This is a genomic window from Polaromonas sp. (assembly GCF_012927485.1).
In the GTDB taxonomy this organism is placed as follows: domain Bacteria; phylum Pseudomonadota; class Gammaproteobacteria; order Burkholderiales; family Burkholderiaceae_C; genus Polaromonas.
The window spans coordinates 120,186-146,169 of the sequence record NZ_JABBPC010000032.1; the positions used below are offsets into that span (position 1 = coordinate 120,186).

General features: G+C 58.5%; 27 protein-coding genes and 1 pseudogene. 12 read left to right on the forward strand and 16 right to left on the reverse strand.

The annotated features are described in order from the left end of the window. Positions 1 to 139: 139 nt before the first annotated feature. The 6 genes from HHJ16_RS12735 to HHJ16_RS12760 form a co-directional block, all read right to left on the reverse strand. Complete coding sequence (locus HHJ16_RS12735; RefSeq protein WP_296901135.1) at positions 140 to 505, reverse strand: copper-binding protein; 366 nt, start codon at positions 503 to 505, stop codon at positions 140 to 142. Between the two features lie 19 nt (positions 506 to 524). Then, a complete protein-coding gene (locus HHJ16_RS12740) occupies positions 525 to 1,025 on the reverse strand; it encodes a cupredoxin family protein (protein ID WP_296901137.1) in 501 nt (166 codons plus the stop codon). Positions 1,026 to 1,046: 21 nt separating this feature from the next. Then, the gene (locus HHJ16_RS12745) at positions 1,047 to 2,444 is read right to left on the reverse strand and encodes a copper oxidase (RefSeq protein ID WP_296901139.1); all 1,398 of its coding nucleotides are present in this window, start codon (positions 2,442 to 2,444) and stop codon (positions 1,047 to 1,049) included. 32 nt (positions 2,445 to 2,476) lie between these two features. Further along, the gene (locus HHJ16_RS12750; protein WP_296901140.1) at positions 2,477 to 3,640 is read right to left on the reverse strand and encodes a TolC family protein; all 1,164 of its coding nucleotides are present in this window, start codon (positions 3,638 to 3,640) and stop codon (positions 2,477 to 2,479) included. 11 nt (positions 3,641 to 3,651) lie between these two features. Then, positions 3,652 to 4,023 (reverse strand): hypothetical protein, encoded by a 372-nt coding sequence (locus tag HHJ16_RS12755; protein WP_296901142.1) that lies wholly within the window; start codon positions 4,021 to 4,023, stop codon positions 3,652 to 3,654. A 115-nt stretch (positions 4,024 to 4,138) separates the two neighbouring features. Beyond that, positions 4,139 to 4,579: a hypothetical protein gene (locus tag HHJ16_RS12760; RefSeq protein ID WP_296901144.1), complete on the reverse strand. Its 441-nt coding sequence runs from the start codon at positions 4,577 to 4,579 to the stop codon at positions 4,139 to 4,141. A gap of 233 nt (positions 4,580 to 4,812) precedes the next feature. On the opposite strand from HHJ16_RS12760, the gene HHJ16_RS12765 reads away from it, so the two are divergent. Both HHJ16_RS12765 and HHJ16_RS12770 read left to right on the forward strand, forming a co-directional pair. Further along, positions 4,813 to 5,877 carry a DMT family transporter gene (locus HHJ16_RS12765; protein ID WP_296901146.1) on the forward strand — a complete coding sequence of 355 codons (1,065 nt, stop codon included), beginning with the start codon at positions 4,813 to 4,815 and terminating at the stop codon, positions 5,875 to 5,877. A gap of 219 nt (positions 5,878 to 6,096) precedes the next feature. Beyond that, on the forward strand, positions 6,097 to 7,878 hold the full coding sequence (locus tag HHJ16_RS12770) for a long-chain fatty acid--CoA ligase (protein WP_296901148.1): 1,782 nt from the start codon (positions 6,097 to 6,099) through the stop codon (positions 7,876 to 7,878). Positions 7,879 to 8,016: 138 nt separating this feature from the next. Here the strand turns inward: HHJ16_RS12770 and HHJ16_RS12775 are convergent, their stop codons facing one another. After that, positions 8,017 to 8,574: a YaeQ family protein gene (locus tag HHJ16_RS12775; protein WP_296901149.1), complete on the reverse strand. Its 558-nt coding sequence runs from the start codon at positions 8,572 to 8,574 to the stop codon at positions 8,017 to 8,019. A 127-nt stretch (positions 8,575 to 8,701) separates the two neighbouring features. Here HHJ16_RS12775 and HHJ16_RS12780 point away from each other — a divergent pair, with 127 nt between their 5' ends. The 8 genes and pseudogenes from HHJ16_RS12780 (at position 8,702) to HHJ16_RS12815 (ending at position 13,682) form a co-directional block, all read left to right on the forward strand. Further along, positions 8,702 to 9,703, forward strand: coding sequence for an LLM class flavin-dependent oxidoreductase (locus tag HHJ16_RS12780; RefSeq protein ID WP_296901150.1), 1,002 nt, complete (start codon positions 8,702 to 8,704; stop codon positions 9,701 to 9,703). 33 nt (positions 9,704 to 9,736) lie between these two features. Further along, entirely contained in the window at positions 9,737 to 10,291 is a 555-nt protein-coding gene (locus HHJ16_RS12785; protein ID WP_296901152.1) for a cupin domain-containing protein, read from the forward strand. Positions 10,292 to 10,431: 140 nt separating this feature from the next. Next, a complete protein-coding gene (locus HHJ16_RS12790; RefSeq protein WP_296901153.1) occupies positions 10,432 to 11,100 on the forward strand; it encodes a glycine zipper 2TM domain-containing protein in 669 nt (222 codons plus the stop codon). A 29-nt stretch (positions 11,101 to 11,129) separates the two neighbouring features. Further along, entirely contained in the window at positions 11,130 to 11,585 is a 456-nt protein-coding gene (locus tag HHJ16_RS12795) for a hypothetical protein (RefSeq protein ID WP_296901155.1), read from the forward strand. Between the two features lie 164 nt (positions 11,586 to 11,749). Continuing rightward, positions 11,750 to 12,031, forward strand: a complete 282-nt coding sequence (locus HHJ16_RS12800; protein ID WP_296901156.1) for a DUF427 domain-containing protein — start codon at positions 11,750 to 11,752, stop codon at positions 12,029 to 12,031. Positions 12,032 to 12,398: 367 nt separating this feature from the next. Then, complete coding sequence (locus tag HHJ16_RS12805; RefSeq protein ID WP_296901158.1) at positions 12,399 to 12,785, forward strand: DUF4345 family protein; 387 nt, start codon at positions 12,399 to 12,401, stop codon at positions 12,783 to 12,785. Positions 12,786 to 12,974: 189 nt separating this feature from the next. After that, positions 12,975 to 13,154, forward strand: a pseudogene (locus HHJ16_RS12810) (hypothetical protein); the annotation flags it as partial. 147 nt (positions 13,155 to 13,301) lie between these two features. Beyond that, the gene (locus tag HHJ16_RS12815; RefSeq protein WP_296901159.1) at positions 13,302 to 13,682 is read left to right on the forward strand and encodes a hypothetical protein; all 381 of its coding nucleotides are present in this window, start codon (positions 13,302 to 13,304) and stop codon (positions 13,680 to 13,682) included. Between the two features lie 425 nt (positions 13,683 to 14,107). On the opposite strand, the gene HHJ16_RS16900 is transcribed toward HHJ16_RS12815, so the two are convergent. From HHJ16_RS16900 to HHJ16_RS12855, 9 genes are all read right to left on the reverse strand, one after another. Further along, a complete protein-coding gene (locus HHJ16_RS16900; RefSeq protein ID WP_366557493.1) occupies positions 14,108 to 14,398 on the reverse strand; it encodes an MAE_28990/MAE_18760 family HEPN-like nuclease in 291 nt (96 codons plus the stop codon). Positions 14,399 to 14,454: 56 nt separating this feature from the next. After that, positions 14,455 to 15,816 (reverse strand): TolC family outer membrane protein, encoded by a 1,362-nt coding sequence (locus tag HHJ16_RS12820; RefSeq protein WP_296901161.1) that lies wholly within the window; start codon positions 15,814 to 15,816, stop codon positions 14,455 to 14,457. A gap of 78 nt (positions 15,817 to 15,894) precedes the next feature. Further along, positions 15,895 to 16,239, reverse strand: coding sequence for a rhodanese-like domain-containing protein (locus HHJ16_RS12825; RefSeq protein WP_296901162.1), 345 nt, complete (start codon positions 16,237 to 16,239; stop codon positions 15,895 to 15,897). Between the two features lie 25 nt (positions 16,240 to 16,264). Next, a complete protein-coding gene (locus HHJ16_RS12830) occupies positions 16,265 to 16,954 on the reverse strand; it encodes a protein-L-isoaspartate O-methyltransferase (protein ID WP_296901166.1) in 690 nt (229 codons plus the stop codon). Between the two features lie 62 nt (positions 16,955 to 17,016). Then, a complete protein-coding gene (locus HHJ16_RS12835; protein ID WP_296901168.1) occupies positions 17,017 to 20,220 on the reverse strand; it encodes an efflux RND transporter permease subunit in 3,204 nt (1,067 codons plus the stop codon). Between the two features lie 12 nt (positions 20,221 to 20,232). Then, a complete protein-coding gene (locus HHJ16_RS12840) occupies positions 20,233 to 21,417 on the reverse strand; it encodes an efflux RND transporter periplasmic adaptor subunit (RefSeq protein WP_296901170.1) in 1,185 nt (394 codons plus the stop codon). After that, on the reverse strand, positions 21,414 to 22,115 hold the full coding sequence (locus HHJ16_RS12845; protein WP_296901172.1) for a TetR/AcrR family transcriptional regulator: 702 nt from the start codon (positions 22,113 to 22,115) through the stop codon (positions 21,414 to 21,416). The genes HHJ16_RS12840 and HHJ16_RS12845 overlap by 4 nt, the downstream gene beginning before the upstream one ends. Positions 22,116 to 22,242: 127 nt before the next feature. Next, positions 22,243 to 23,019 (reverse strand): YdcF family protein, encoded by a 777-nt coding sequence (locus HHJ16_RS12850; protein WP_296901173.1) that lies wholly within the window; start codon positions 23,017 to 23,019, stop codon positions 22,243 to 22,245. 60 nt (positions 23,020 to 23,079) lie between these two features. Further along, positions 23,080 to 24,276 (reverse strand): acyl-CoA dehydrogenase, encoded by a 1,197-nt coding sequence (locus HHJ16_RS12855; RefSeq protein ID WP_296901175.1) that lies wholly within the window; start codon positions 24,274 to 24,276, stop codon positions 23,080 to 23,082. A 133-nt stretch (positions 24,277 to 24,409) separates the two neighbouring features. Here HHJ16_RS12855 and HHJ16_RS12860 point away from each other — a divergent pair, with 133 nt between their 5' ends. Continuing rightward, entirely contained in the window at positions 24,410 to 25,300 is an 891-nt protein-coding gene (locus tag HHJ16_RS12860; RefSeq protein ID WP_296901176.1) for a LysR substrate-binding domain-containing protein, read from the forward strand. Positions 25,301 to 25,398: 98 nt separating this feature from the next. Further along, the gene (msrA, locus tag HHJ16_RS12865; protein WP_296901178.1) at positions 25,399 to 25,938 is read left to right on the forward strand and encodes a peptide-methionine (S)-S-oxide reductase MsrA; all 540 of its coding nucleotides are present in this window, start codon (positions 25,399 to 25,401) and stop codon (positions 25,936 to 25,938) included. Positions 25,939 to 25,984: the final 46 nt, after the last annotated feature.

The following is a 25,984-nucleotide window of genomic DNA, read 5'->3' on the forward strand; positions in this document are numbered from 1 at the left end:
TGAACGAACAACCTTCTTTGCATAAAGTTCTCCTGAATACCAACTTACGTTTTCGAAAAATGAAAGGAGTGGGAAAGCGGCTTCCAATGATGGCTGTTCCCGCTGCAGAAGCGCCCGCCCCACCACTTACCCGGTTGATTTATTTGGCAATTTCGATCGCGGTGACCACCATGGCACCTTGGCGTTTCTCAACGTTGAATTTGACCCTGTCACCCACTTTAACCGTGTCCAGCAAGGAAGCGTCCATGACCTTAAAAACCATGGTCATACCGGGCATTTCCATATTTTGAATGGGACCATGTTTGAGGGTAATTTTTTGAGTCTCCTTGTCGATTTTCTTCACCTCACCGTTGGTCATGGCCGCGCCCTTGGCGTCCATTTCCATCGCCATGCCGCTTCCCTTCAAGCCGTTCATGTCCATGGTTGGCTGAGCCAGCAAGCTGGTAGAGACCAGGGTTGCCGGAGCGAACAAGGCGGTGAGGGTGGCGTTTTTAAAAGTTTTCATGTTGCTTTCTTTCAAGTGGTTATTTGGAAGCTAATTTCAAATTTCGCGTCTTTGGTGAAATGGCGATGCTGCCTTTCATGCCCGCATCAAAATGTCCAGGGTGAAGGCAAGCAAAATCAACGCTACCCGCTTTGGTGAATTGCCAGAGCATCTCACTGGTTTCGCCAGGCTTGACGGTCAGCATATTCGCGTCCTCATGTTCCATTTCAGGGTTCTTTTTCATCAGTTCGTAATGGGCCTTGAGGTCTTTCGCGGTTCCCAATACGAAGTCATGAGTCAGCGCGCGCGAGGTCTTCACCACAAAGCGAACAGTTTCCCCTTGTCGGGCTGAAATATTGGTCGGGGTGAAGCGCATGGCGTCGGTCATATCGACCTGGATGGTTCGGGTGACTTTAGAGGACACCCCCGGTTTGCCAATCGTCTCCAGGTCATGCCCGCCAAGGTGATTGCCTGACGCAAAAGTGTTTGTGGCCAAGGCCACCATGGCCCCCGCAGCGATAAATTTAATAGTATTTTTCAAGGAATTTACTTTTTCTAGGGGTTAATGGACCATCGGGCCCGAGGGTTTGCGAATTTCAACTTCTGTGCCGGGACGCGCTGATTCGGCTGACACGGCCATGCCGCTTTCTTTGGGTCGTGTCGCGGCCGGCAGCGCACCCGTCCACGCGTAGGCTTGCGTGCCGGTCGGCTGCTTGTACCAGCCGGGATCTGTGTAATCGCCGGGCTTTTGGTTTTTGCGCACTTTCAGCATACTAAACATTCCTCCCATCTCCACGCTACCGTAGGGACCGGTGCCGGTCATCATGGGGGCGGTGTTGTCAGGGATGGGCATTTCCATTTCTCCCATGTCCGCCATGCCGCGCTCGCCCATCATCATGTAGTCGGGCATGACCTTTTGCAGTTGTTTGACGAGGCCGCGATGGTCCACTGCAATCGTGGTGGGCACGTTGTGGCCCATGGCGTTCATGGTGTGGTGGCTCTTGTGGCAGTGAAGCGCCCAGTCGCCTTCCTCGTCGGCCAGAAATTCAATCTGCCGCATCTGACCCACCGCTACATCGGTTGTGACTTCCGGCCAGCGTGCAGCCATCGGCCACGGCCCGCCGTCGCCACCCGTGACCTTGAACTCATGGCCATGCAGGTGGATCGGGTGGTTGGTCATGGTGAGGTTGCCCATGCGGATACGCACTTTGTCTCCCTTGCGCACGTTGAGCGCGTCGATGCCTGGAAAAATCCGGCTGTTCCACGACCATAGATTGAAGTCGAGCATGGTCATGATTTTGGGTGTCATGCTGCCCGGATCAATGTCGTAGGCGTTCAGTAAAAACACGAAATCGCGATCCACTTCGTCGATCAGTGGGTGTTTGCCTTTCGGGTGAGTCACCCAAAAGCCCATCATGCCCATCGCCATTTGCGTCATTTCATCGGCGTGGGGGTGATACATGAAGGTGCCGGGGCGACGCGCGACAAACTCGTACACAAAGGTTTTGCCAACGGGAATGGCTGGCTGCGTCAGGCCCGCAACCCCGTCCATCCCGTTAGGCAAGCGTTGGCCGTGCCAGTGCATGGACGTGTGCTCGGGCAGCTTGTTGGTCACGAAAATGCGCACGCGGTCGCCTTCCACCACTTCAATTGTCGGCCCGGGGCTCTGGCCGTTGTAGCCCCACATGTGAGCCTTAAATCCGGGCGCCATTTCGCGTACCACCGGTTCGGCCACCAGGTGAAATTCCTTTGTGCCCTGGTTCATTCGCCAAGGCAGCGTCCAGCCATTGAGGGTGACGACCGGGTTGTAAGGCCGGCCGGTTTCGGGCGTGAGCGGCGGTGCCGTGTCGGCCTTGGTCATGAAAACCGGTTCTGGCAAGGCGGCCAGGGCCGCCCGGCTAACGGAAGCGGCTGCAACAGCGCTAAGCGCTGCGCCACCGAAAAAATTTCGTCGATTCATTAAGGAGTCCTGGAGTGTTGCGAGGGGGCGCGTCACTGCGCGGCCGTTGTGGGAGCGCCGCGAGCAGAGAGGGCAGAATTGCCAACGGAAGTACCTGCCAACACGGTTTGTAAGTCGGCCTCGGCCAGCCAAAAATCACGTTGGGCTTCAATGGCGCTGTTCACGCTGAGTACTTGGGCGCGCGTATCGGCCAGCAGATCAAACACGCTCAAAAGCATGCCGTTGTAGCGCAACACCACCTCATCGGTGATGAACTTGCGCAGCGGCACCACTTCATCTTGATAATGCCGCGCGAGGTCATAAGCGGTGCGGTAGTCGTTGTAGACCTGCCTGGCTTCGCTGCGGGTTTTAACCGCCAGTTCGCGCACTTTGGCGGAGTCGCGCATGGCGTCCCACAGCGCATCAGCGCTGGATGGCGGGGGCGCGGCCAGTTGCCGGCGCCACTCGGTTACGGCCAGGCGCAGATCCACCCGCTCTTTCGTGACCTGGGCTTCGATGTCCGGCAGGTCCCGCGCCTGCGCCGGCAGATCAGGCAGCTTACCGGGCAACTCGAAGCTGACCTGCGGCCCCCACAAGCCCATCACGACGATGAGCTTTTCGCGCTCACTGAAAGCGGCTTGCTGCGCACGCGCCAGTTGAATCGCTGCGTCGGACAGCGCAGCTTGCTCGCGCGCTTGCTGCAGCTTGCTCAGGTTGCCGACCCGTGTCATGCGCCTGGCCAGTTCGCCGCCAGCCTCAGCGCCTTCTTTGGCTTCGGCCATATTGCGGGCGGTTTGCGCTGCAGCCACCGCGTTGACCCAGGCTTTGCGTGCTTCGGCCGAGAGCAGCGTGATGTCCTGCGCCGCCTTGAGTTTCGCGGGGCTGTTGGCGAGCATGGCGTCGGTAATGCCGACGCCCGCGCTGGCCAATGAATTCTGCCAGGCCGGATTGTTCATCAAGGCAATGCGTACCGCCGCTTCCATAGTCAGCGGTCGTTTCAGCAGGTCGTTAACGGCTGCGGTCGAATCTACGCCCGGGCGGGCGATCGGCACGGCGGCGTTGCCGAAGCCGACCGCTTTACTCTCAGCCAATTGCTGCAGCCCACTGACACCGCCATCAAGGGGAACGACCGCGCAGCCTGTCAGGGCCAACACAAACGCCGTTAGGACAGTCAGTCGCAAGGAAGGGTCGGGCCGCTTTTTTGTTGAGTTGCTCATGCGGGTCCTCATCATTGGGGTGCGCGGGGCGCGCCGGAGGGACGGACCAGGTCTTGTGCCGGGGCTTTGGCGGGTTGCGCACTTTGAGCTTGCTCCCACTTCAACAAGTCGACGTAACCGTTTTTGAACTGGCCTACGTCGGCATTCGCTTTCTTCCAGTCCAGACTGGTCTGCTCGACCCCCTTGGGGAGGCCCGCCAATACCGATTGGTAGGTCGCTGCAGGAATCTGTGTGTCTGGATTTGCCGCTTGTGCGGTGGGTTGTGGGTCCAGTTTGGGGTAGCGTGCGAGCTGGCCGTAGGCGATGCTGGCCCAGGCGGGCAAAGCCAGCACGGCGAGCAAAGCCAGACCCGCGGGTCGGTTTGAAATAAAAGGAAAGGTCACGAAAAACTCCTGAAATACGACTGGGACAATTAAGAAAAATTGTCGAGATCCGGGCAGGGCGGTCTTCTGAAAGACCGTGCCGGAAGCAAGTGCAGACCCATTACGGGCCTGGGATTCAGGAAATGGGCGGTTTTTGGCCGAGTGCGGCTTCAGCACTGGCAAATTGAATAGCTGCAGAATGAGGCAGCGAGCGCTGGGTCAAACCAGTGCTCAGTTCGGGTGTCGCGTGGTTCAGCGCGACCGTGTTGCAAGCCTGACAAAATGCGCAAGATCCGCAATCGGCACTGGCCGCCTTTGAAGCAGGATCGGAGGAGGCGGGCTCCGCACAGTGATGCGCGGCCTGGGTCGCGTGAGCCGACATAAAAGCTTCCGAAGCGCCGACTTCGTGGTGAAAATGTTCCGATGCGCCCGCTCCATGAGGGTGCGCAGCTATGATTTTAGAAGTGGTCGCGTGAAACGGCAGTTGCCCTACTGCCATTTCGGTGGCCATCGCGTCGCCGACCCAACCGCGCAACAGCAGCAAGGTGGTTAGCAGGACGAGGAGCAGGAAACGCATGTGTAAATGATAGGGGATAAGTCAAAAAAGTTCCGGCAAGTTATTAATTCCTGGCCGCTGGGTACCGTAGAGGGGTAATCAGCTGCGTCATGTTCGACCCGGAGCGAGTCGTGGAGGCGCACAACACGCTGCTCTAAAGCCTTGTTCCGCTCCTGAATTGCATGACGGGAATTAAAATAAGATCTTTAATGAAGACCGAATGTCATCAGATTAGTTAGACCGGAGACCGTGAATTGAAACTACAAATTGCCGCTTGGCAGCCTGGCGTTCTGGCGGCTTTCGGTTCGGCCTTTTTGTTTGGTGCGGGAACGCCGCTTGCGAAATGGCTGCTTGGCCAGATGAGCCCCTGGATGCTCGCCGGACTTCTGTATCTGGGATCCGGCCTTGGCTTGAGCATTTATCGCGGATTAAAAGGCGCCGCACGGCCCCGCCTGAATCCGGGTGAAATGCGCTGGCTGTTCGCGGCAGTGCTCTGCGGCGGCGGGATTGCGCCGGTACTCTTGCTGTTCGGCTTGTCCGCGCTGCCGGCCAGTCACGCGGCCTTGCTGCTCAATGCCGAAGCCGTATTGACGGCACTTTTGGCGTGGGGGCTGTTCAAGGAGAACGTGGACAAACGCATCGCCATCGGCATGGCCGCTATTGTGGCGGGCGCTTTGTTATTAAGCTGGCCCACCAACGAAGCGACGGCAAGTCCCTCCCTCGCTTCGCTGTGGCCCGCGTTTGCCGTCCTGCTCGCGTGCTTTTTCTGGGCGCTGGACAACAACTTTACGCGCAAGGTGGCGCTGACCGACGCGTCCTGGATCGCCTGCGTGAAAGGGATGGTGGCCGGAACATCGAATTTGCTGCTAGCTTTTATGCTGGGGGCCCCGTTGCCGGGCGCGTTCAAGCTGTCGGCCGCCCTGGGGGTGGGCTTCGTCGCTTATGGCGTGAGCCTCACTCTTTTTGTAGTGGCTTTAAGGCACCTGGGGGCGTCGCGGGCGGGCGCTTATTTTTCAACGGCTCCGTTTGTGGGCGCCTTGTTTTCAGTGATTTTTCTGGCCGAACCCCTCACATGGCAATTGATCGCTGCGGCATTTCTGATGGCCCTTGGCATCTGGTTGCATCTGACCGAACACCATGCCCATGCGCACCCCCATTCAGTGCTGGAACACGAGCACCTGCATGCGCACAACGACGAGCACCATTTGCACCCGCATGAGCCGGCGATGGAAGGGACGCACTCTCATCGCCACCGGCATGAACCGATGAATCACAGTCACGCACACTACCCGGATGCCCACCACCGCCATGATCACTGAGCGCTGGCGCGTGGTGCTCTGCCGCAAAAGCAGAGCGCGCCTGTGAAGCCGCAGGTTGAGCATAAAAAGTACCCTCGGCGCATCAAAAAAGCGATGGCTTTTCGTTATCGTAGACTGCCAGGTCACTCAGGTGACACTGTTTTATTAGGAGCTTCCCGGATGTGAGTTGGCCAGACTCAAGGTAGGCTCTTAAGATTAAAGTTTTACCGGAGCCCTTCTTTGTCTACTCTTTCCCGAGCCGACCTCACGGCACCCCTTTCGGCGGCGGCGCACAACCTGCACTACCAGGTTTGGCCTAAACGCTTGCCGCGCGCCATCTCGCCGCCCGTTACCTCGCTATGGCACAACCTGGCGGTGAGCGCGCTTCGCTTCCCCGATAAACCCGCGCTGGTGTTTTTCGACCGCGTACTCAGTTACACCGAAGTGCTGCAGCAAGCGGAGCGTCTGGCTGCCACGCTGTACCGATTGGGGGTGCGAAAGGGCGACCGTGTGGTGCTCAATATGCAGAACTGTCCGCAGTGGGTGATTGCGCACTTTGCAATATTGCGCGCCAATGCCGTGGTGGTACCCGTCAATCCGATGAACCGGGCGGAAGAGCTCAAACACTACATCACGGACCCGGATGCCAAAGTCGCCATCACCGCAGCCGACCTCGCGCCCGATCTGGCCAAGGCCAACGCCCAGCTTGCACCCGAAGACCGGCTGAAACACCTGATCGTGACGCACTACAGCGATGCCTTCGACGGAAACGACCAAAGCATGACGGCACGCAATGCAGGCAGCGGGAGCGACATGCCCGAAGCCTGGCGCGATTGGCTCGCCACCCGCCACGCGCCACCCGCCCTGGAGGGGGGGGCAGTGATGAGCTGGACGGATGCGCTTGCCAATCGAGGCGACAGCGCTGACGGATTGCCCGCGCACACCGTCACGCCGCAGGATCTGGCGGTGCTGCCCTACACCAGCGGCACGACCGGCCTGCCCAAGGGCTGCATGCACACGCACGCCAGCCTCATGCACAACGCAGTGGCCAGCTGCCTGTGGGGCAACAGCACGTTCGAAAATGTCGTCCTGTCCGTGGTGCCGATGTTTCATATCACGGGCATGGTGTCGGTCATGCACGCGTCGATTTACGGCGGATCCACCCTGGTCATCATGCCGCGCTGGGACCGGGAATTGGCTGGGCGCCTGATCTCGCGCTGGCGCGTGACCCACTGGACCAATATTCCAACCATGGTGATTGATTTGTTGGCCAGCCCCAATTTTGCGAGCTTTAACTTGAGCAGCCTGGTCTATATCGGCGGCGGCGGCGCCGCGATGCCGCAAGCCGTCGCCCAGCGTTTGTGGGAACAATATGGGCTACGCTTTGCCGAGGGCTATGGTCTGACCGAAACGGCTGCGCCTTCGCACAGCAACCCGCCCGACGCCACCAAGCAACAATGCCTCGGCGTGCCGTTTATCAGCACCGAGGCGCGTGTGATTGACCCGCTAACACTGGAGGAAATGCCACAGGGCGAGCAAGGCGAAATCATCATGTGCGGGCCGCAGAATTTTCAGGGCTACTGGAAGCGCCCCGAAGCCACAGCCGCCGCCTTCATCGAGCTGGACGGCAAGCGTTTCTTTCGCTCCGGCGACTTGGGTCATGTGGACGAGCAAGGCTATTTCTTTATCACCGACCGGCTCAAGCGAATGATCAACGCCTCGGGTTTCAAAGTCTGGCCCGCCGAAGTGGAGGTCTTGATGTTCAAGCACCCGGCGATTCAGGAGGCCTGCATCATCTCCACCCGCGACGCCTACCGGGGTGAAACGGTCAAGGCCGTGGTGGTGTTGCGTGCAGAGGCCAAAGGCCGGGTCACGGAAGACGATATCATCAGCTGGTGCAAAGAAAACATGGCCGCCTACAAATATCCGCGCGTCGTTCAATTCGTGGAGGCGCTGCCGAAAAGCGGTGCGGGCAAAGTGATGTGGCGATCGCTACAAGAAGCTGAAGGTTCCAAGACCTGACGGATCACGGCAAAAAGATATTTGGTTTCGTCGTTGTATTCAATAGCGCTGGCGCACGACTGACAGGCGCGAGCAGCTATTTAATACGTCGCAGGCTCATGCTGAGCGATGAAATTTCAAGCTTGAATAGGCTGGCGATTAGTTGCCGGCTGTCAGCCTGCGGGGCGTGATTTCTACCGAATCGGTGGCGCTGCTCATCCACACCGTGCCATCCTGAATCGTGACTTGCAATTGCATGCCCCGCTCGGCCAATTTGGCCAGCGCCTGACTTTGAGCCGCCTCGATCTGCCACACCACCAGATTGGAAGCGCGTGTCACTTTGGTCTCAATGCCTTTCCACCACACCGGGGTACTGCTGGAAAAACTGATTGCCGTGACACGTTCCGCGCGGCCCGCAGCGCGCAACAGCCGCTTGTCGTCGGGCTGGCCCACATCAATCCAGTGCAACACTGCATCGGTGTAATCCTTGTGCCACAAGGCGGGCTCATCCACATCCCACAAGTCCTTGGCGAATTCAAGGCGGCCGCGCTTGTCATCGGCCGGCACGTTGAGCGCAAACGCCAGCAAACGTATCATCATGCGCTCGTCGGTTTCGGAGGGATGGCGGGCGATGATCACACTGTGGTCCGCATAAACGCCGCGGTCCATGTCGGCAATTTGCAATTGGGCTTTATGAATGGTGGCTTTGATGGCCATGGAAAATTGCTCTCAGGGTGGCGGGCCAGGAGCCCCACGTTAAACCCTCTATTGGAACAGCCTTTTGCAGCCGACCCAAACGCGCCTTTGCTGGGCGGTGTTTACAAACTCTGGCTATAGTTTGCTCATGCTCACCCTCTCCGTACTTGATCAGTCTGTAGCCGTTACGGGCCGCACTGAAGATGCCGCTATTCGTGAAACACTGGCCCTGGCCCAGCATTGCGAAGCGTTGGGTTACCACCGTTTCTGGGTCAGCGAGCACCACAGCCATCCCAGCATCGTAGGGTCGGCACCCGAGATACTGATGGCGGCAATTGCGGCCACCACTCACCGCATTCGGGTCGGAAGTGCGGGCGTGATGCTGCCGCACTATGCCGCGTTGAAAGTAGCGGAGCAGTTTCGCGTGCTTGAGGCGTTGGCGCCCGGGCGCATCGACTTGGGTGTGGGACGCGCGCCCGGTTCCGACTTTCGCACCGCGCAATTGCTGCGCGCGGACTCCCGGCAGTCTGCGGAAGACTTTCCGGTGCAGGTTCGCGAGCTGCAGGCGTGGGTGTCGGGGATCGATCTGCCCGAGGGGCATCCGGGGCGCGGCGTGACGGCAAATCCGATGGGCATGACAACGCCCGAACTGTGGATGCTCGGAAGCTCCAACTACGGAGCTCAGCTGGCTGCCCACTATGGGCTGCCTTATGCCTTTGCCTGGTTTATCACTGACGGGCAGGGCGCCCGGGAAGCCCTTGAGCTGTACCGGTCGCTGTACCGGCCCAGCCTGCGGCATCCCAAGCCTCAGGCGGTACTCTGCGTGTGGGCGCTGGCGGCCGACACTGAGGCCGAGGCCCTGCACCATTTACTCAGCCGCGAGCGCTGGAAACTGGACCGCAATAAAGGCGCACTGGGGCCGCTGCATTCGCCGGAGGAGGTATTGCAAGTGCCTTACAGCGCGTCTGAGCAGGCTGAAGCTGACCAACTCAGGCGCACGGCACTCGTGGGTAGCGGAGCGCAGGTGGCCGACAAGCTGCGCGCGTTGGCCGAGACGCTTGAGGTGGAAGAGATCGTGGTGATCACCTGGACGCACGATCCAGCGGCCAGTCGACGCTCCTACGAATTGCTGGCGCAAGAATGTATGTAAGCGCAAGCGAGCGTTTTTCAGAAGGCAACTCCCATGAATACTGATCACACGCACCTCCCTCCTCATTCTGATCATGGTCACGATCATGATGAGGGAAATCTGGACAGCACCAAGCGGGAGCCATCCGAGTCGCCGTGGAAGCAGGATGGCGTTCGTGTGATTGCGGGGAACCAGCTTGACGCCAATACCGCTCAAACGCCGGGCATGGATCGGCGTGCCGCAATAAATTTTGCGCGTGTGGGTGCCCAAAAGCTCTGGGCCGGTACGGTCACCATCCACCCCGATGCCAAAACCGGCGCCCATCACCACGGACACCTGGAAAGTGTGATTTATGTGATCAAGGGGAATGCCCGGATGCGCTGGGGCGAGCGTCTGGAGTTCACGGCGAACGCCGGGCCCGGCGACTTTATTTATGTTCCGCCCTATGTCCCCCACCAGGAAATTAACGCCAGCCCCACGGAGGTTTTGGAGTGTGTGCTCTGTCGCAGCGATGGTGAGGCGGTCGCGGTCAACCTCGATATCGAGCCGGTTGAAAAGCCCGTGACGGTGCTGTGGATTGACCCTACTCATCCGCATGGGGCGGTGTAAAGCGAGCGCGACGTCGGTCGAGATGCAAAAAAGGTGCGTTTCAGTGCGCCTGGAAATCTTTCCTTACGAATGTCACTTCGTCCTACACGGGGTATCCGCTCTGCCTGTTACAAAAGGAGATTCACAGAAGGAGGTTCCTCATGGGCACCGATCAAACAGTACTCACCAACTCAATCAGCCGGCCGTCTTTTACTGACCGCCTGCGCAGCAGCAAAGCGCTGATTCCCACAATGGCCGTCATGGGTGTAACCGTTCTGGCTCTCGCCGCCACGCTGGTAGTGAACCGGTCTGAAGCTCAATCAGGGGGAGCGGGGCCGACTGTCAAAGCAGAACAGCTCAACGAAAAAACGCCTGCGCCAGCAGCGTTGAGCACGGTACAGCACGCACAGGTCGCGGCGGCGCCTGCACCTGCGCCCAAGGCCACCATGTGCGCGACTTGCGGTACGGTTGAATCCGTAGTCGCGGTGAAGCGCCAGGGCCATGTCAATGGCGTTGCGGTGGGCGGCACGACCGTTGGCATCGGGACCGTGGCAGGGGGTGTCGTCGGCGGCCTGCTGGGCCACCAGGTGGGGGGAGGCAGTGGCAAAACGGCCATGACGGTGCTTGGTGCGGCCGGAGGTGCCTATGCCGGAAATACCATCGAGAAAAATATGAAGAAAGTCACCGTCTATCAAATTCACGTCCGCATGAACGACGGCTCGCTGCGAACCATCGAGCAGGGTAAGTCCGTGCAGGTGGGCTCCCGGGTGACCGTTCATGGCCATACCCTTCGGCTCGCACCCGCAGCAAGCCCTTCCGCTGCGGGATGACTGTTGAATTGACCGATTGAAAGAAAACTATGAAGACAAATTTCAAACCGATGTTGATGGCCAGTCTTGTGACTGCGGCGTCCTTGTGGGGCGGCATTGCTTACGCCGCCGCGCCTTACGTGAATGCCACGGTTGAAGGCGCCCTGACGCCGGGCGTCTATGGCCGCATTGATATCGGTTCGGCGCCCCCTCCGCCCCTGATTTACGCGCAGCCAGTCATCATCTACCAGGCACCGGTTGTAGTAGAGCAGCAACCGTTGTATCTGCACGTGCCACCCGGACATGCCAAAAAATGGTCCAAGCATTGTGCCCAGTACAACGCTTGCGGTCTGCCTGTTTACTTCGTCAGAGTCAGGGGGGACGAAGACTATGAATCGCGTAAATTCCGGAACGACAACCAAGACGAATACAGGAACCAGGGCGAGGGCAAACATGGCAAAAAAGACAAAAAGCATGGCAAGGGTCGCGACGGAAATGACGACTGACGAATAGCTTGCACAGCCGCATCAAAGGTGTCGATGTCAGCCATCGGCACCTTTTTTATGGGTGCGGCGCCCCGGAATTCAACAGGGGTTAAAACCTTCGGCTCGGCATTGTTTGCCGGGAAGGTCTACTGTGCGAAGATTAACGACACCTAAAGAAGGAATCCATGAAAGCAATCTGGAACGGCGCAGTGATTGCGCAAAATGAGGACACTGTAGTTCTCGAGGGCAACCACTATTTTCCCGAGAGTTCACTTAACCGCGATTACGTGACCTTCAGCAACCACCACACGACGTGCAGCTGGAAAGGCCAGGCCAGCTATTACTCACTGCTGGTCAATGGGGAGATGAACACCGATGCGGTGTGGTTCTACCCGGAGCCGAAAAGCGGGGCTGAGAGCATCAAGGGACATGTCGCTTTCTGGAAAGGCGTGAAGATCGAGCCCTGACCGGTGCAGAGGCCACCCGTCGGGCGCGCGTTATTCCCAGTGGGCAAGATCCGTCAGTGCAAAAGTCAACTATTGGAGGAAAGCAAATACCTTCTTCGACCGGGTCTTCTAGCCAAGTTTGGTAATTTCGAGAGGTCTTTTTCCGCTTGAACGACTGCGCTGCAGCGAAAACGGCCATCCAGGACGGCTTCTTGAATGAGGTGGACTCGATGACAGTCGGCGTGTAGGATTGGTCGGGTAGTTGTCAGCCGCACGATCTTCAGTCCAACAAGGATCATCCGCCTCAGTCCCGCCGCCTGCTCTTTAGAACGCACCCGAGAGCTAGAAACAAAATAGCCGTACGGCTTCTCACCGCCAGGAGTCCTCCATGCCCACGAGTCAACGAGTTGTCCAAGTCTGCCTGTTCATATTGGCCGCGATCGCAATGAGCGGTGGGACACTGCAGATGTACCTCGGTCAGCCAGACACGATTCCCAGGTTGGACAATGTCCACCGGTTCATGGCCGGCGTGTATCTCTCAACGGGCGTCATTGCACTATGGGCTGGCATCACGGTTCTAGAGCAAGACACCCTTGTTTACTTGTTGGCGTTCGGCGTGCTCATGGCTGCCATTGGAAGACTGGTTTCCATCTCAAAAGTGGGCCTTCCGGAGCCTCACTCTCTGTGGCTTGGCTACCTCATCCCGGAGCTGGTCCTGCCAGTCATCATGGTGGTGGCCCATCGTGCGGGTCAGCATGTGGCGAGCGCCACCTAACCCCGCTCAATCTGCGCGCCAACCGTCGCCACACCACCCACGATGAGGGTTAGCAGTTGGCGGTTAATGCGGACTTAGCGTCCGCAAACTGGAAAATTCTAGGTCGGCTTTGTGCCCAAAACGGCCGTTCAAGCTCTCTCATCGGTTTGACCGAAAGCAGACTATCGGGGAACCCGTGGAACTGGCCCCCTGCAATGGGTGCCCTGGTTCAGCCACACCCGACTGCTCAAACCGATTGGGGGCATTCCTCGGGCAGAAGCTGAGGCGACCTACTGGCGACCTCCACTTAAACCAACCCGCCTTCATAATTCCCAGTGCGGTTCACTGGCGGGAAAACAGGTGCCGCACTCCGGTGCCAGTGCGGAATGACGTGTGTCAAGGGTAGCTATGTAACTGGATGTTGTCTGACAGTGTCGCGGTCTCTTGGACCACGCGAACGGCGCGGCGTGGGATTTACAAGAAGAGTTGTGGCGAGCGTCCCGCTTGTCTACGCGTTAACTTCCCAAAGGAGCGCACATGAACTCATCCACCACTCAGTCGACCGGCGTAAAACCTGTTGACCCAGACCTTGTTGAGCTGGCAATTCCTGGACATGGTGTTCCGTCCCAGGATCCGAACCCTGCCGCTCAGTTTGCCCTCGATCCCGAGGAAGCCGAGCGGGAGCCAAAGTCCGCCCTGATCGGGGGCGGCTTGGTGGCCGGTTCAGCTGCAGGTGCAGCCGTCGGTGCCGTGGTTGCAGGTCCGGTCGGTGTATTGGTAGGCGGTACGCTTGGGGCCGTAGCCGGTGCGATCGGCGGCGCCGAAGCCGGCAAGTTGGTAAATCCAGAAAGCACAACCCGTGCTGACGACGCGCCAAAGGAGGCCGAAAGCACCAAGCGCGGCATCCCGCCACGCTAACCTACCTTGCAATCCAGGAGCTGTCGGACTTGAGTCCAATTTAGTGCGATTGACCGGCGTGATGTCTCCTTTTTTGACGAGGTAACGCACTGATCGAACGCTCACAACGGTTGGCAGGGTCAGGTGCCACGAGGCCACCTTGAACCGCCCAGGATCCGGACTGGACGTGATCGGGGCTCACACCGCACGCAGTACGGCGAGTCTCGATTGACAGCGGCGATTTGCAATGTCGGCTTAGCCGCGCAAAGCGGTCACATGGCTACATTCTCCGAATGCTGAGAACTGGGCGGGTGCAGATGTAGCCCTCATTGAAATCGTCGCCGTATAACTGACATTCAAGTTGCAGAGGTCGGTCATCGGTTTGTAGCAACTCGTTCAGATATTTCTACAGCCGGTGTCGGCCAATAGCGGCCAAGCCTCACGACTCAAGCGGCCAAGGCGACAGCGGGCCTCAGGAATGCTTTCATAGATGCAAGATTCTCGATGTCATTCTTGTACATCCGAAGTAACTTGACTACGTCTTCTGCGAATGATGAGTATGCAGCAGCACCAAGCTCAAGATACTCACCATGAGCGATCTTGTTGCGCCGGTCTACGAGAGTTTTGTCGATAAGGTTTGCATACGCCGAGTACGGCGCCAGTGTGACCCCGACCGACGTGGCGATATTTTCGAAGACCCTCGAACTAAGATTTGACTCTTGACAAGGCGGGATCACGCTGGAATTCGGTGGCAACCCATCGCAGGGTTCAGGCCGGACATTAGCCGCGTGACTTATTTGACCAGCAGCGCGTTGATTTGCTGCAAATTGTCCGGTGTCAAGGTGCCATTGGCCTGGCGCAAGCGCAGGTCGCCAAGCAGCACGTTGTAACGCGCCTGCGCCAGATCGCGCTTGGTTTGAAACAGCTGGCTTTGCGAGTTGAGTACGTCGATGTTGATGCGGACGCCGACTTGATAGCCCAGCTTGTTGGCATCAAGAGCACTCTGGCTGGACAACTCGGCGGCTTCCAGCGCCTTGACTTGGCCCTGGCCCGACTGCACGCCGAAGTAAGCCGTGCGGGTGCTCAGGGCTACAGCCCGGCGTGCGCCTTCCAGATCACTTTGGGCCTTGTCTTTGAGCGACAGGGTTTCCCGGACCCGGTTTTGCGTCGCAAAGCCCGCAAACAGCGGGACATTGAGAAGCAAGCCGATGTTGCTGGTGTTGGCACGGGTGGACAAGGTGTTCAGCGACGTTGCACTGCCCGATGGATTGCGGGTGACGTTGTAGCTGGCGACGGCGTCCAGCGTAGGCTTGTGGCCAGCTTCCGCCTTATTCACTTCAAGCTCCGCGATCTCCAGCCCGGACCTGGCTTGTCGAATATTGGGATGCACCGCCTCCGATTGCTGTACCCACGCATTGACGTCCGCCGGTACGACAGGTGGCAGATTTACCGGGATCACCAGACCTTTAGGCTGTGATTCTGTTTTGCCGACCAACTGGTCAAGTGCGATTTTTTTGACGCGCAAATCGTTCTCTGCAGCAATTTCCTGGGCGATCACCAGGTCGTAGCGCGCCTGCGCCTCGCGCGTGTCGGTGATGGTGGAGGTGCCCACTTCGAAATTACGTTTGGCGAACGCCAGCTGTTCATCCACGGCGGCTTTTTGCGCCTGCACAAACGTCAGGGTATCTTGCGCCGCGAGCACGTCAAAGTAGGCTTGACTGGTGCGCACAATCAGGTCTTGCTCGGCGACATCAAGCTGGGCCTTGGCCAGGTCCACCTGCTTGAAACTTTGCTCGTAACTGGCCCAGTTGGCAGGACGGTACAGGGGCTGCGTGGCTGTCAGGGTGGCATTTTCCGAGTTGAAGCTGCGGTCGATCGCCGGATTGGTGTTTTGAAAACCAGTGCGTGAAACACCTGCGGCCAGACCAGCGGTTGGCAAAATGCCGGCCTTGGCCTGGTCGGCTCTGGCGAGGTTGGCGTCATATTGCAGTTTGGCGGATTGATAGGTCGCGTCAAAAGCACGCGCTGAGTCATACAACTCCACTAAGCTCTGCGCCTGCGCCATCGGAGCCAGCGCCAGCAGCGCCGAGGCGATTGCAATCGCCGAGGGGAAAAGTGACAAGTTTTGCATTGGCAGTTTTTGGGCTGTGGTCATTGGGATCCTGAGGAAGTTGATAGATCAACAAATTAACGAGTCAGCAAATTAAAATTCAGCAGTAGCCGCCACCGCGCATCAATAAAGTGGAACGGACGGATCAACCTGCTGCGACCAGGCGTTGATACCGCCCTGCAGGTTGACGACTTCAGTAAAGCCGCTTTGCATTAAATAATTAGCGACCTGCAGGCTGCGCATGCCGTGATGGCACAGACACGCAATCGGCTGGCCGGTGCCGAGCAGGTTTTGTAGTTCGTCAAGGCGCGTCGGAATGTCGCGCATCGGAATGTGCACTAAGGTGAAACCATCCTCCTTGACCGATGCTGTCTGCAACTCCCAGGGCTCGCGCACATCGAGCACTACCGGCGTACGGGCAGTGTCGCGCCAGGCAGTGAACTGGGAGGGGCTTAATTGGGAAATCATCAGCGACGCCTTCAGCAGTTAGATTTCAAAAAACGAACTTGGAAGGCTCGGGGAAATTGAGCAGCCGTGGTGCCACCGTGTCCCAAGCCTGCGTCGTGCGCCAGGCGTCTTGGCCCACACGGGTGATCAGCGTCGCCCGCATCATGGGTTCAAACCCGACAATGGCACTCAAACGTCCGCCGACCTTGAGCAGCGCCAAGAGCGAGGGGGGCACCGCAGCGACGGAGCCGCTGAGCACAATCACGTCAAAAGGGCCGCGCAACGGGTCGGTACCAGAAACTGCCATCGCAATATTGGCGGCCCCATCACCCGTGCGGACCTCTGCGTTGTAGATGCCGGATTTCTGCAGGTTGTTCCGAGCGGTCTCGGCCAGCACTGCGTCAATCTCGAGCGTCATGACCTGCTGCGCACGGTGGGCCAGCAGTGCCGCCATGTAACCGGAACCGGTGCCGATCTCCAGCACCTTTTCGTGCTTCTGCACACCGAGGTCTTGCAGGATGCGGGCTTCGACCTTGGGTGCCAGCATGCACTGGCTGGGGTTTTGCTGCGGGGGGAGAGGAATTTCCATGTCTGCAAACGCCAGCGCCCTGTAGGCGGGCGGCACAAAATCCTCGCGTCGAACGACGGCAAGCAGTGAGAGGACCTGGTTGTCCAGCACTTCCCAGGGACGGATCTGTTGCTCAATCATGTTGAATCGGGCTTGTTCGTAGTTCATGGCGGAATTGGTTGTTAACAGGGTGAAGGAAGAATGAGACGGCATCAGGCGAAACCCTGATTTTAGACGTGGCGTGAGGCGGCCTCCGGATCGGTCTCAGCCGTTGCAGCCGGTGCCGCGGTGGGTGTTTTTCGGCCAAACTTGCGTTTGAACCATTGGGCCAGGTCGTCCATGTAGCAGTAGGTCACGGGGACCACGACCAGTGTGAGCAGCGAGGAGGTGATCACGCCTCCAATCACCGCCTGGCCCATGGGGGCGCGTTGCTCCGAGCCCTCAGTCAGCGCAAAGGCCAGTGGCATCATGCCGAAAACCATCGCCAGCGTGGTCATCAGGATGGGGCGCAGTCGCACTTTGGCGGCCTGCAGCAAGGCCTGGCTGCGTTCCATCCCCTGCTCGCGCATTCGGATCGCGAAGTCCACTAGCAAAATAGCGTTCTTGGTGACCAGGCCCATCAGCATGACCACCCCGATCACGGAAAACATCGACAGCGTGGAGCGAAACAGCAGCAACGCCAGCACCACGCCGATGAGGGTCAGCGGGAGTGATGTCATCAAGGCCATCGGCTGAAAAAAGCTCTTGAACTGGCTGGCCAGAATCATGTAGATAAACAAAATCGCCATCACCAATGCCGAGACTGCATAGCCAAACGATTCCGCCATGTTCTTGGTGGACCCGCTGAATTGGTAGCGATAGCCCGGTGGAAAATTGATGCCGTCCAGCGCCGCCTTGATGCCGTCCGATACTTCGCCAGCCGAGCGGTTGTAGACATTGCCATTGATGGCCACTTCGCGGGTCAGGTCGCGCCGGTTGATCTGGTTCGGTCCGGTCGTTTCCTTCACGCTGGCCACCTGACTGAGTCGCACGACGCGTGCGGAGCCGTCGGGATTATTGCCCATGGTGCTGCTCGTAAAAGGCAAGCGTTCCAGGTCCTGCGGCGCAGTGCGGGCTTCGGGTGCCAGCCGCACGTTCACGTCGTAAGTCTGGTCATCGGACGCACGCCAGTTGCCCACGGTCTGGCCGGCAATCAGCGTGCGCAGCGAAGCGGCAATCTGCGACACCGAAAGGCCTAGATCCGAGGCGGCATCGCGCCGTACATCGACTTCAATCACCGGTTGGTCGGCCTTGACGCTGGAGTCCAGGTCCACCAGTCCGGGAATACCCCGGATTTTTTCGGTAATAAGGTGCGTGAGTCGCTCCAATTCCTTCAGGTCCGGACCTTGCAGCGAAAACTCTACCTGCTTGTTGCTGCCCACGGCGTCGAGCAAACCAACGTGAGTGACGGTCATGCCTGGCACCTGTTTGAGCCGCTCGCGCAGTACGCCCGATATCTCGTCCACATTGCGCGTGCGTGCGCTGCGGTCTACCAGGCGCACATACACGCTGGCGTACATCTTGCCTTTCGCGTTGCCAGTGTTAAGCGTGGCCAGGGTGTAGGTCACCTCAGGAAACTCGCGAATGATGGCTTCGACCTGTCGGGCCTTGGCTTCGGTGGTTTCCAGCGAGGAACCCACCGGCGTATAAAAGTTGAGCGTGGTCTCGGAGAAGTCGGCCTTAGGGACAAACTCGGTACCCAGCAAGGGCACCATGAAAATACTGATGGCGAAAATCAACGCAGCCAGTCCGAGGGTGGTCAGTTTGTGAACCAGCGACCAGCGCAACAGACGCTGATAACTGTGGCTCAGTGATTCGGTCGTGCGGGCAAACCAGCCCGTGACGCGACCAATGCTTCTGTCGTAAAACGTGATCGGTTTATGTCGCTGGCCGTCCGCCTCAATGGAGGGGTCGTGCCAAATGCTTGACAGCATAGGGTCCAGCGTAAAGCTCACGAACATCGAGATCAGCACTGCCGCCACAATCGTGATGCCAAACTCGTGAAAAAATTTGCCGATGATGCCGCCCATGAAACCAATCGGCAAGAACACGGCGACGATCGAAAAGGTCGTGGCAAGCACGGCCAGGCCAATCTCCTGCGTTCCGTCCAGTGCCGCCTGGTAGGGCGTTTTCCCCATCTGCACGTGCCGCACAATGTTCTCGCGCACCACAATCGCATCGTCAATCAGCAGGCCTACGCACAACGACAAGGCCATCAGCGTGATCATGTTGATGGTGAAGCCGAACAGATTCATAAACAGGAAAGTGCCGATGATGGAAATCGGCAGCGTCAGACCGGTGATCACCGTAGAGCGCCATGAATTTAGAAACAAAAACACGATCAGCACGGTTAGCAGCGCGCCTTCAATCAGCGTATCGCGAACATTTTCTACGGCAACGCGAATGGGCCGTGAGCCGTCGGTAATCAGCTCAAGCCGAGCGCCCGGAGGCAGCAGCGGCCGCATGTCGGCGACGGCCTTGTTGAGCCCGTCCACGACACCGATGGTATTTTCGTCCTGGGCTTTTTGTACCGTCAACAGCAAGGTGCGCTGGCCGTTGTAAAGCGCCAGGCTGTCGAGTTCTTGCGCCCCGTCTGCGATCCGGGCGACCTGATCCACGGTGATAAAGGCGCTACCTTTACGCGCCACAATGATTTTGCCAAAGTCTTCGGGCCGCTTCATGCGTGCGTCGATCTTCACCATGCGCTCCTGCGCCAGCGAGCGGATGGCGCCCACCGGCAGGTCCTGGTTTTCATTGCGCACGGCATTCACCACTTGGTCGGCTGTAATGCCGAGCGATTCCATGGCTTGTGGATTGAGGTAGATATTGATCTCGCGCTTGGTGCCGCCCACCAGCGTCACAGAGCCCGCGCCGCGAACATTTTCAAGACGCTTTTTCAGGACCTGGTCAGCCCAGTTGGTCAGCTCTATGGCCGACATGGTTTTACCGTTGGCCGCCTGCGCCAGCACGGCTACTGACCAAATGGCACGGCTTGCCGGGTCAAATCGCAACACACGCGGTTCTTTCACCTCGTCGCGAAAGCTGGGCCGAATGGCCGCAATTTTTTCGCGCACATCTTCTGCCGCTTTGCGCCCGTCAATGTAGAGCTGGAATTCGATGACGACGACAGCTTGACCTTCAAAGCTGCGCGAAGTCAAGGTGTTGATACCGGCGATCGAGTTGACGCCTTCTTCAATTTTTTTGGTGACTTCGCTTTCAACGATTTCGGGTGAAGCGCCCGGGTAATCTGCCGTAATGACGACCACCGGAAAGTCGATGTTGGGGAACTGGTCGACCTGCATGCGCTGGTAGGAAAAAAGCCCAAGCACCACGATGGCCAGCATCACCATGGTGGCAAATACTGGATTTTTGAGACTGACTTGCGTGAACCACATGGTGGGTGTCGCTCAAGGTGCAGGTTTGGCTAACGCGGGGGCGCCGGGCTGGGCGCTGGGCATCTGCGTGAACCGGACCGGGGTACCTTCACGCAAGAGACCGATTTCGCCCCGAATAACCAGCGCGTTGGCAGCCAGCCCCTTGATGGCGACGACCGCTTCGCCGTCGGCCATGCCGCGCCCGCCAAGCGCTACCGCTTTGTAAACGACCTGCCCATTTTCAACCGCCTGCACATACGGCGCAGGCTTGTCGGTGCGCACCGCGCTGGTCGGTAGCGACAACAGCGAGCCACGGGCCGTGCCCAGCGTGCCTTGTGCAAACAAGCCCTGGCGCAACGGTAGGGCAGTGCCGTCGTCGGTATTTTTCAGGCTCAGATAAACCAGCACGCTGCGGCTGCCCGCCTGCGCGCTGGGGTTGATGCGTATAACTCTAGCCGGAACAGTTTGCAGGCTGCCCTCAATGTGAAGTTCAGCGGTTTGGTCTAAGCGCACTTCCAGGGCGTCGGTGGCGCTCAGTGCGGCCTCCAGTTCAAGCTGGCTCAAATCGACTATCTCGATAATTTTTGCGTCGATGCCTACGCGCTCTCCCGGCTGTGCCAGGCGCTGGGATACCTGTCCCGAAATAGGCGTTTTCAACACCGTGTCAGCGAGCGACTTGGCGGCAATTTCGGTCGCTGCCAATGCCGCCTGGTAGGTAGACTGCGCCGCGTTAAGGTTGGCGAGCGACGTGTCCAGTGCCGTTTTCGAGATAAAACCTTGCTCCACCAGTGCCTTGTTGTTGTCGTATTGGCGCCGCACGACCTCCGCCTGCGCTTTTGCGGATTCGGCTTGCTCCCTGGCTTGCCGCACCCGGGACTGGTATTCGGCCGCATCAATGCGTGCAACCACCTGTCCTGCCTTGACAAAGTCGCCTTCGCGCAGCGCCAACCCCTGAAGTTCGCCGGCCACCCGGGCCTTGATGACGACCGAGTTGACCGCCTTGAGGGCACCGGACACAGCCAACCCCTGCACCACGTCTCGGGATTGGGCCTTGACCACGTCGGTGCTGGCAAGTTCCACCAACCCTGAGGCCTTGGCCGCGCTGCTCGCAGCCAGAGCCGCTTGGTCCGCTTTGCGTGCTGACAGGGCGCGCACCACACCGCCAACAATCAGCAACAGCACGAGAAGGGCGATGGCCCATTTGATCTGGCGCTTCATGCCCGGACTTTCTCGGGGCCTTGGCCCAAATTGACCGGCGAACTGCTTAGGCCGTACAAAATGGTGTTCAACTGCGTCCTGATATATTTTTTCTGATCCAAGCCAAGATCGTCCGGCATACAAACGCCCATCGAGTGTTTTGCCAGAATCAGGAAGGTCATCGGGGCGATCACACTGTAAACGGCGTAGTCCAAATCCATCTTGCGGAATTCCCCGCGATCCATGCCACGTTGCAGAACTCGGCGAATTAAAGCGTGGCCGGGTCGAATGACCTCCTGCTGGTAGAAGGCGGCGATGGCCGGAAAATTTTTGGCTTCGCTCACCATCAGTTTGTTGATGCCCGATGCCCGGGTGGCGCCTAAGCGGTCCCACCAGCTGTTCATGCAGTAGCCCAGCATGTCGGCCGAGCTACCTTCGAAGGATTCAAATTCATCGTTCCAGCCCTTGAGGTGACCGGAAATGTTTTCGCACACGACCGCCTTGAACAATTCTTCCTTGCTTTGGAAGTAAAGAAACAGCGTCCCCTTGGACACCCCGGCACGCGCGGCGACTTCTTCAACACGGGTTGCTGCAAAGCCTTTTTCAACAAACAGGTCTAGCGCAGCATCCAGCAACTCGCCCGGGCGAGCCCCTTTGCGGCGTTCCCGTTTGTGGGCGTCGGCGGGTAGTTTGTCGCAGAATCGTTTGATAAGGGGCATTGTTACTGACTGGTTGGTTAGTAATGTAGCTTTTTAGACGTTTACCGTCAACCTGAGCCCGACAAGGTGCAGCACACCCTCCTCAAAAGGTAAACCTGCCAGGAAACGCTTCCTGCAAAGCTGCCCGTCAAAGGGGAATGACGCGGCCTGCTGCGAGCGCCAGCCACTCGCGCAACACTTGCTGCGAAGCCAGCAAGCCCGTTGCGGAGGGTAGCCATTCCAGCAGATCACGCTGGACCGGAAGGATGTAGCCCATCGGTGCAGGCGTCACGGTGAGTCCCGCCCGTTGAAACGCGGCGACGGCGCGCGGCATGTGCCAGGCATCGGTAACCAGCGCAATACGCTGCACGCCGTCTCGTTGAAGCAGCGGGGCCAGCAGGCTTGCATTCCGCGAGGTGTCTTGCGACTTCGCCTCCAGCCATCGCAGCGTCACGCCGTAGTCTTGCGCCGCCACACGCGCCGCCACCTCGGCTTCAGAGGCGGTTTGTGCGCCACTGGCGGCCCAGCCAACGCCGCCGGTGAAAGCCAGAGGTAAGCCAGATTGCCGGGAGAGTGCAATACCGTAGCGCAGCCGAGCTGCCGTGTGGGGTCCGGGCTGCGCCTGACCGTATTCGGGCGCCTCCGGCAACAAGCCTCCGCCGAGCACGACGATGGCCTGCACCCTGTCGGTCTTAATCGCTGTTGATGCCAGCGGGGGAAACTGGGGGAGTGCGGTGCGCGCCAGCCACACGGCCATGCCATGGCAACTCAGCAGCCCGAGCAGGGTTAGCGCGAACACCGCCAAAAGCAGGCCGCTGCGCTTCCTTTTGAAGGCCAGCAGCAACCCCAGTAAGGCGAGCAATAGCGGCGCCAAGGGCGGCAATAGCAGGGTGGTCAGTAGCGGTTTGAGTGAGCCTAAATCCATTAACTACTACAAAAATCATAGCTTGACGCGCCCGTTTCAAAGAGCCAAGGCAATGAAAAATCAATAAAACGCCTGCAAACCGGTTTGCGCTCGACCCAAAATCAGGGCATGCACATCGTGTGTACCTTCATAGGTATTTACAGTCTCGAGGTTGATCATGTGGCGGATCACATGATACTCATCGTGAATGCCGTTGCCGCCGTGCATGTCGCGCGCCATACGGGCGATGTCCAGCGACTTGCCGCAGGAATTGCGTTTGATCAGCGAAATCATTTCAGGCGCATCCCTGCCGTCGTCCATCAAGCGGCCTACCCGCAAGCAGGCTTGCAGGCCTAGGGTGATTTCCGTCTGCATGTCGGCCAGCTTCTTTTGAATCAGCTGGGTCTGCGCCAGCGGACGGCCAAACTGCACCCGATCCATCGTGTATTGGCGGGCCCGGTGCCAGCAGTCTTCTGCCGCACCCAATGCGCCCCAGGAAATGCCGTAACGCGCTTTGTTGAGGCAGCCGAACGGGCCTTTCAGACCGGCTACATTCGGCAGCAGGTTGGCTTCCGGCACGAAAACATCGTCCATCACAATTTCGCCGGTGATCGAGGCACGAAGGCTCATCTTGCCTTCGATCTTCGGCGCAGTCAGGCCTTTCATGCCTTTTTCAAGGATGAAACCATGAATGGCTTCCTGACCACCGACCTTGCCATCGGGGTCTTCCAGCTTGGCCCAGACCACGAACACATCGGCAATCGGGCTGTTGGTGATCCACATTTTGGAGCCCTTGACGATGAAGCCGCCGTCCACTGGCTTGGCACGTGTCAACATGCTGGCCGGATCGGATCCATGGTTGGGCTCGGTCAGGCCAAAGCAGCCGACCCATTCACCGGTTGCCAGCTTAGGCAGGTACTTCAGGCGCTGAGCTTCGTTGCCATAGGCGTTGATCGGGTGCATGACGAGCGAACTCTGCACGCTCATCGCACTGCGGTAGCCGCTGTCTACACGTTCCACTTCTCGCGCCACCAAGCCGTAGCTCACGTAGTTGAGGCCGGCGCAGCCATAACCGTCGATGGTGGAGCCCAAAAACCCCATGGCGCCAAATTCGTTCATGATTTCCCGGTCGAATTTCTCATGACGGGCGGCCATCAACACACGCGGTTGCAGTTTTTCCTGGCAGAAAGCATGTGCCGCCTCCACGATGGCGCGCTCGTCGTCGCTGAGCTGCTCTGACAGAAACAACGGGTCTTCCCAGTTAAATTTGACTTTCATGGCGGATGTCCTTGTAGTGCGTTGCAAAGTGTAGAGGGTCTGAGCCTAAAGGCGTCTAACGCCTGTATTGTTGGACAAGCATAAATACTTGTCTAATATCGAATCGCGATTCGACGATATATTATTTGTATTTATGGAATTCCGTCATCTCCGTTACTTTCTGGTTCTGGCTGAAGAGTTGCACTTCGGGCGGGCCGCGCGGCGCCTGTCGATTTCCCAGCCGCCGCTCTCGCTGAATATTCAGCAGTTGGAGGCCTCGGTCGGGGCGCGGCTCTTGATTCGCAACAGCAAGTCGGTTCGATTGACGGCGGCTGGCGAAGCGTTTGTCCCGGCAGCCCGGGCATTGCTCGACCAGGCGGCCCTGGCCGCCCACCACGCCAGGGATGTGGCGCAGGGTATGGCAGGCAGCCTGACAATCGGTTTTGCGGGCACTATGCTCTACAACGGTTTGCCGAAGATCCTGGAGCAGTTTCAGGCCGAACACCCCTTGCTGCGGCTGATGCTCAAGGAACTCAGTTCCCACGAGCAACTGATCGAGCTGTCCCAGGACCGGCTCGATTTGGGCTTTGTGCACACCACGCGGGTGCCACCCGAACTGTCGCAAATTCTGGTGGCCAGCCAGGCGTTTGTTTGCTGTCTGCCGGCGGGCCACCCGCTGGCGGGCAAGCGCGCGCTCTCGCTCGCCCTTTTGCAAGGTGAGCCGTTTGCAGTGGTCTCGCGCGCGGTGTCGCCCGATTACCACGAGCGCATTCTGGCAATCTGCAACGAAGCCGGGTTCTACCCTGAAATACGCTACGAACTGCGCCACTGGTTGAGCGTGGTGTCGCTGGTGTCGCAAGGCATGGGCGTGGCACTGGTGCCCGCGGCACTGGAGCAGTCTGCGATGGCGGGTACGGTCTTTGTGCCGCTGGACACGGCCACCACGCCGTACGATACCCATTGCCTTTGGAAGACTTCACGCGATAGTTCTGCGCTGGCGGCGTTTGTCAATGCGGTACGGGCGGGTTCTGATCAGTCCGTCTGAATGAAGGTGACTCGGCAAACTGCAGCAGAAAAAGGTAAAGTGATCTTTTGAATATTGCTTCGCCATCGACAAATCAGCTACCTGAAAGAAAACATCGCATGAACGAATTGCCAACCATCACCTTGGGCGGGGGCTGCTTCTGGTGTACGGAGGCGGTGTATGTCAAGGTACGCGGCGTCACGGATGTCGAGTCGGGCTACAGCAACGGCCATGGGGAGCGACCCAGTTACGAGCAGGTCTGCAGCGGCCGGACCGGTTACAACGAGGTGGTAAAGCTCACCTATGACCCCTCCGACATCACCCTGCGCGAGATTCTTGAAATCTTTTTCGTGATCCACGACCCTACAAGTCTGAATCGTCAAGGTAACGATTCGGGCACGCAATACCGCAGTGGCATTTATTACTCTACGGCAGAGCAAAAGCAGATCGCCGACGACATGATCCGGCAGATGAGCCAAGAAAAATTATTTGACAAGCCCATCGTGACCGAAGTCTTGCCGGTCGCCGATTACTGGCCGGCCGAGGCCTACCACCAAGATTATTTTGAGAACAATCCTGACCAGGGATATTGCGCTTTTGTAGTAGGACCCAAAGTCGAAAAATTTCGCAAAACCTTTGCCTCTCGCGTCAAGGATTGAACCGCAAGGGGCGATGTTGGGCGACATAAAACCACTCGTGTGCTTG